Annotated in this window: 3 protein-coding genes and 2 pseudogenes; 3 read left to right on the top strand and 2 right to left on the bottom strand. The window is 63.1% G+C overall.

The window, feature by feature from the left end; translation table 11 throughout:
• Window positions 1–249 (bottom strand): annotated as a pseudogene (locus MOV75_RS25650) (TonB-dependent siderophore receptor); the annotation flags it as partial.
• Window positions 250–456: 207 nt separating this feature from the next.
• On the bottom strand, window positions 457–696 hold the full coding sequence (locus MOV75_RS25645; RefSeq protein ID WP_028146580.1) for a hypothetical protein: 240 nt from the start codon (window positions 694–696) through the stop codon (window positions 457–459).
• 374 nt (window positions 697–1,070) lie between these two features.
• Here MOV75_RS25645 and MOV75_RS25640 point away from each other — a divergent pair, with 374 nt between their 5' ends.
• The 3 genes and pseudogenes from MOV75_RS25640 to MOV75_RS25630 all read left to right on the top strand — a co-directional run.
• Entirely contained in the window at window positions 1,071–2,240 is a 1,170-nt protein-coding gene (locus MOV75_RS25640; protein ID WP_246930355.1) for an efflux RND transporter periplasmic adaptor subunit, read from the top strand.
• On the top strand, window positions 2,237–5,383 hold the full coding sequence (locus tag MOV75_RS25635) for a multidrug efflux RND transporter permease subunit (RefSeq protein ID WP_246930353.1): 3,147 nt from the start codon (window positions 2,237–2,239) through the stop codon (window positions 5,381–5,383). Before MOV75_RS25640 ends, MOV75_RS25635 begins: the two co-directional genes overlap by 4 nt.
• Before the next feature lie 64 nt (window positions 5,384–5,447).
• A pseudogene (locus MOV75_RS25630) lies at window positions 5,448–5,610 on the top strand (invasion associated locus B family protein); the annotation flags it as partial.

Genomic DNA, 5,610 nt, shown 5'->3' with positions numbered 1-5,610 from the left:
GATTTGTTCCGGCGAAGGCTTCGAGGCCGTCGGACGCGGACGCGCGACAGGAGCGTCGACCGTCACCGGCGGCAGGTTCGACTGCTGCGCCTGCGCCCCGCTCGAAACGGACGCCGCTGCGATCAAGCTCGCAACCGCGGAGACCTTCTTGCCGGAAACGCCCGCGAACTTTTCATTCCCCAGATCGAATGCTGCGACCGAACGCAACGACTTCGGTGCGACCACCTGCCCCATTACCAAACGCCCCATCTTCCTGTTCGCTCATTCACTTCGACGAACGATGGGTTGTTGGTATCGGCCGCAAAATAGTGGGTCAATGCGAGCGCCTCGCAAGAACCCTTGAATCAATCCAGATCAAAACAATTCTAAACTGCAGTTTGAAATCGTTCTAAGCTAAGACTGGACTCATTCTAAAGACGACGCCAAATGCGTGCAATTGACGCTGTGCTTTCAGCATCAATCGCTGCTCGGCGGCTTCATCAGCGAGAACAATTCATCGACGGTCTTCTGCGCGACCGCGCGCACGCGATCGGAGTTGTCCATCCCCGCGATGTTGACGCCATTCACGACGGCCTTGATCTCGTCTCGGAAGTCGGTGAGGAAGCGCAAGGGATCGCGCTGCTCGTTGGCCACACGCGCGATCAATCCCGTGATCAGAATCTGACACGCGATCAGCTTGCCGTTCAATTCGTCCATGCTGCGCTCCCTTGTGGCGGCGCCGATATGGACGATGCCGAAATTCCTGACAACCGAAACAGCTTCCGCGGTATTTAGAACCGTTCTTGTCGCCGGCACCGAGCCGCGGCTCGGCGCGGCGCCATTGAGGTTGAGCACATCGTCTGCGAGTGCCGCACAAGACTTGCCCGCCGATCGACCCGGCCGAGAAAATGCAGCACTGCACACCGCCGCGCCAGACCACTGCCCAGGTGGTGCAAAGCTTTCCAATTGTTTAGGATTCTCAACGGATAGTGCTGTTTACACTGGAACTTGGCGTGTATTATACAAACGCGGTGGAACCCTGCGATTGCCCTATAATTCATAGCTGAGGGCACGAGCCGACACGAGACGACATGAAAAAGTCCCGGCCGATCCTCTGGCTTCTCATCATCGCGGCAGCGGCCTCCGCGGGTTACTATGGTTGGCAGAAATTCGGGCCTGAAGCCGGAAAAACCCAGACCGCCCAGAAGGGTCCACCCCGCCCGCCCGCCGTCCCCGTAAGCGTTGCGCCGGTTCAGAAGCTCGACTTCCCGGTCTACCTGACCGGTCTCGGCACAGTTCAAGGCTTCAACACCGTCCAGGTCCGCAGCCGGGTCGACGGTCAGATCGACAAACTCGCCTTCAAGGAAGGGCAGATTGTCCAGCAGGGCGAGCTTCTGGTCGCGATCGATCCCCGTCCCTATCAAGCCACGCTCGACCAGGCCAAGGCCAAGAAGGCGCAGGACGAGGCGAGCCTCGCCAACGCCAATCTCGAACTCCAGCGCGCCATGAAGCTCGGCGAATTCGCGACCGCGCAGCGGGTCGATACCCAGCGCTCCACAGTTGCCCAGCTCACCGCCCAGATCGCCGCCGACGAAGCCGCGATCGCCAACGCCCAGACCCAGCTCGACTACACGCAGATCAAGGCGCCGATCACGGGGGTCGCAGGGCTCCGCCAGGTCGACATCGGCAACATCGTCAACGCCTCGACGCAGACGGGCATCGTCACGATCTCGCAGGTCGAGCCGATCACCGTGATCTTCACGGCACCGGAAGACCAGCTCCCTTATATCAGCGAAGGCCAGCGGGCCGGTGCGCTCAAGGTGATCGCCTTCACGACCGACGGCAAGAAGACGCTGGCCGAGGGCAAGCTCGCGGTCATCAACAACCAGGTCGACACCACCAGCGGCACCATTCGGCTCAAGGCGGTGTTCGACAACAAGGACCACACCTTGTGGCCGGGCCAGTCGGTTTCGACGCGGCTCCTGGTTCGGACGCTGAAAGACGCGACCGTGGTTCCCGATGATGCTGTCCAGCATTCCACCGACGGCCTGTACGCTTATACCGTCAATCAGGACAACAAGGCCGAAGTGCACAAGATCAAGGTCAGCTACAGCATCGACGGACGCTCGGTCGTCGATGAAGGCCTGATCCCCGGGCAGCAGGTCATCACCGGCGGTCAATTCAAGGTGCAGCCCGGAAGCCTCGTCTCGACAGCGGTGGCGAGCTCGGATCCGGCGCAGAACAAGGTTCGACAGGAATGACCGAGGGCGGGATTTCGGCACCTTTCATCCGTTATCCCATCGGCACCTCGCTGCTGATGGCCGGCATCCTGTTCGTCGGCCTCGTTGCCTACCCGCTGCTGCCGGTCGCGCCGCTGCCGCAGGTGGACTTCCCGACCATCCAGATCACCGCCAACCTGCCCGGCGGCAGCCCCGAGACGATGGCCTCGTCAGTGGCGCAGCCGCTCGAACGGCAATTCGCGCAGATCCCCGGCATCGCCCAGATGACCTCGACGAGCTATCTGGGCACGGCGTCGATCACCATCCAGTTCGACCTCAATCGCAGCATCGACGGTGCCGCCAACGACGTCCAGGGTGCCATCAACGCCGCCAGCGGCCAACTGCCGAAGAACCTGCCCTCGCCGCCGACCTACCGCAAGGTCAACCCGGCGGACGCCCCGATCCTGCTGCTGTCGGCGACCTCCGAGACGTTGCCGTTGACCAGCGTCAGCGACGCCGTCGACGCCCAGCTCGCCCAGCAGATCAGCCAGCTTTCGGGCGTCGCGCAGGTCTTCATCGGCGGACAGCAGAAACCTTCGATCCGCATTCAGGTCGATCCCGGAAAGCTTGTGGCAAAGGGCCTGTCGCTGGAAGACGTGCGCAGTGCGATCGCGATCACCACGGTCGACAGCCCCAAGGGCAATATCGACGGCGAGAGGCGCGCCTATACGATCTACGCCAACGACCAGCTCACGCACTCGAAGGACTGGAACGACGTCATCATCGCCTATCGCAACGGCGGTCCGTTGCGCATCCGCGACATCGGCCAGGCGGTCAGCGCCGCCGAAGACGCCAAACAGGCGGCCTGGGCCAATGGCAAGCGCGGCGTGTTCCTGGTGATATTCAAGCAGCCCGGTGCCAACGTCATCGAGACCGTCGACCGCATCAAGGCCACCCTGCCCCGGCTGGTGGCTGCTATTCCGCCCGCAATCAAGATCGAGCTGATCAGCGACCGCACCACGACGATCCGCGCCGCGGTGGAAGACGTCCAGTTCACCCTGCTCCTGACCATCGCGCTCGTGGTCATGGTCATCTTCATCTTCCTGCGCAGCTTCTGGGCCACCGTCATTCCCACGGTGACGGTGCCATTGGCGTTGCTCGGCGCATGCGCCTTGATGTGGGTGGTCGGCTATTCGCTCGACAATTTGTCGCTGATGGCGCTCACCATTGCGGTCGGATTCGTGGTCGATGACGCCATCGTGATGCTCGAGAACATCACCCGCTACATCGAAGAAGGCGACTCGCCCATGGTGGCCGCCTTCAAGGGTTCCAAGGAAATCGGCTTCACGATCGTCTCGATCAGCATCTCGCTGGTCGCGGTGCTGATCCCCCTGCTGCTGATGGGCGGCATCATCGGGCGCCTGTTCCGCGAGTTCGCCGTGGTGCTGGCGATGACCATCTTCGTCTCGATGTTCGTGTCGCTGACGCTGACGCCGATGATGGCCTCGCGCTTCCTGCGCGCGCATGGCGAGGTGACGCACGGCAAATTCTACCAATGGAGCGAGCGCGCCTTCGACGGGCTGCTGCGCGGCTACGAATACGTGCTCGACCACGCCCTGGCCTGGCGACGCACCACGCTGGCGATCTTCTTCGCCACGCTCGGATTGTCGATCTACCTGTTCGTCCTGATCCCGAAGGGCTTCTTCCCGCAACAGGACGTCGGCCTTATCACGGCCACATCCGAAGCCTCGCAGGACATTTCGTTCAAGGAGATGGTCAGGCGCCAGGAGCAGCTCGGCAAGATCATCCTGGCCGATCCCGACATTGCCAGCGTTGCCATGTCGATCGGCGGCAGTGGCCGCGCCGGCAACAACGGCAATTTGTTCATCACGCTGAAGCCGCGCGACCAGCGCCAGGCCTCGGCGCAGGAGATCATCGCGCGGCTGCGTCCGCAGTTCGACAAGGTCGAGGGCGCCCGCCTCTACATGCAGGCCGCCCAGGACGTCCGGCTCGGCGGCCGGCCGACCCGTACGCAGTTCGAATTCACGCTGCAGGACGCCAATCTGGACGAACTCAACGAATGGGCGCCAAAGATTCTCTCCAAGATGCAGACGCTGCCGCAACTGCGCGACGTCGCGACCGACCAGCAGACGCGGGGCACCACCGTCCAGCTCAAGATCAACCGCGACACCGCCTCGCGCTACGGCATCCAGCCGCAGATGATCGACGACACGCTGTATGACGCCTTCGGACAGCGGCAGGTCACGCAGTATTTCACTCAGCTCAACACCTACAAGGTGATCCTCGAAGTGCTGCCGGAAATGCAGGGCAGTCTCGAGACATTGAACAAGCTCTATCTGAAATCGCCGCTGACCGGCGAACAGGTGCCGCTGTCGACCTTCGCGACCTGGACCACCGATCCGGTCCGCCCGCTCTCGATCAGCCACCAGGGCCAGTTTCCGGCGATCACGATCAGCTTCAACCTCGCGCAAGGGGTTGCGCTCGGCCAGGCGACCGAAGCCGTCCAGAAGGCGATGGCCGATCTCGGAACGCCGCCGACACTCAATTCCAGCTTCCAGGGCACCGCGCAGGCGTTCCAGCAGTCGCTCGGCACCGTGCCGCTGCTGATCCTCGCCGCACTCGTCGTGGTCTATCTGATCCTGGGCATCCTCTACGAGAGCTACATCCATCCGATCACGATTCTGTCGACCCTGCCCTCGGCCGGCGTCGGCGCGCTCGCGATCCTGATGGCGGCCGGCTTCGACTTCAGCCTCATTGCCCTGATCGGAATCATTCTCCTGATCGGCATCGTGAAGAAGAACGGCATCATGATGGTCGACTTCGCGATCGCCGCCGAACGCGACGAGCACAAGACGCCGGCGGAATCGATCCGCCAGGCCGCGCTGCTGCGCTTCCGCCCCATCATGATGACGACGATGGCCGCGCTGCTCGGCGGCGTGCCCTTGATGCTCGGTCACGGCACCGGCGCCGAGATCCGCCAGCCCCTCGGCTACGCCATGGTCGGCGGCCTGATCGTCAGCCAGGCACTGACGCTGTTCACCACGCCCGTGGTCTATCTCTATCTCGACGAACTCAACAACTGGTTCTCGGGCTGGGGCCGTCCGAGTGACGGTGACAGCCACGAGACGGTCGAGCACGGCACCGTCAAGGAAGCCGCCGAGTAAGCTTGCGCCGCGTCTCCCGCGACGCTACAGCGAGACCCCCGGTTCACGCCAACGTGGTTTCGCCATGCCCATGCAATCCCGATTTGTCGCCCTCGCCGCCGCGGTCCTGTTGTCAACGGGGGCCGCCTATGCGCAGCAAGGCGCGAAGAAGAACGCCCCCGCCCCGGCGGCACAGCCTGCTCCGGCCCCGACGCAAGCACAGGCCGACGGTGCGCCGGCGCAGCAGC

Source organism: Bradyrhizobium sp. PRIMUS42 (genome assembly GCF_023006515.1).
Classification (GTDB): domain Bacteria; phylum Pseudomonadota; class Alphaproteobacteria; order Rhizobiales; family Xanthobacteraceae; genus Bradyrhizobium.
The sequence above is the reverse complement of the archived record's forward strand: the minus strand, read 5'-3'. Positions and strand labels throughout refer to the sequence as shown.

Bases quoted from the DNA above. Each gene is read 5' to 3' on its own strand.
- MOV75_RS25640 (WP_246930355.1), top strand. From the start codon at position 1,071: ATGAAAAAGTCCCGGCCGATCCTCTGGCTTCTCATCATCGCGGCAGCG.
- MOV75_RS25645 (WP_028146580.1), bottom strand. From the start codon at position 696: ATGGACGAATTGAACGGCAAGCTGATCGCGTGTCAGATTCTGATCACG.
- MOV75_RS25635 (WP_246930353.1), top strand. From the start codon at position 2,237: ATGACCGAGGGCGGGATTTCGGCACCTTTCATCCGTTATCCCATCGGC.